This is a genomic window from Bacillus zhangzhouensis (assembly GCF_000715205.1).
In the GTDB taxonomy this organism is placed as follows: Bacteria; Bacillota; Bacilli; order Bacillales; family Bacillaceae; genus Bacillus; species Bacillus zhangzhouensis.
In genome coordinates, this window is record NZ_JOTP01000105.1 from 1 (window position 1) to 210 (window position 210).

1 protein-coding gene is annotated in these 210 nt (G+C 67.6%); it reads right to left on the bottom strand.

Annotated features, from left to right (window positions below; genetic code table 11):
* Positions 1 to 210 (bottom strand): sporulation protein BclA (locus BA70_RS19060; RefSeq protein WP_034325319.1); only part of this gene is annotated, 210 nt, incomplete at both ends.

Genomic DNA, 210 nt, shown 5'->3' on the forward strand with positions numbered 1-210 from the left:
CCCGTGGCTCCGGTTGCTCCTGTGGCTCCGGTTGCTCCCGTGGCTCCTGTTACTCCTGGATCTCCGGTTGCTCCCGTGGCTCCCGTTACGCCTGTTGCTCCTGCGGCTCCCGTGGCGCCCGTGGCTCCTGCAACTCCCGTGGCTCCGGTTGCTCCTGTGGCTCCGGTTGCTCCCGTTGCACCTGTATCTCCCGTCGCTCCGGTTGCTCCT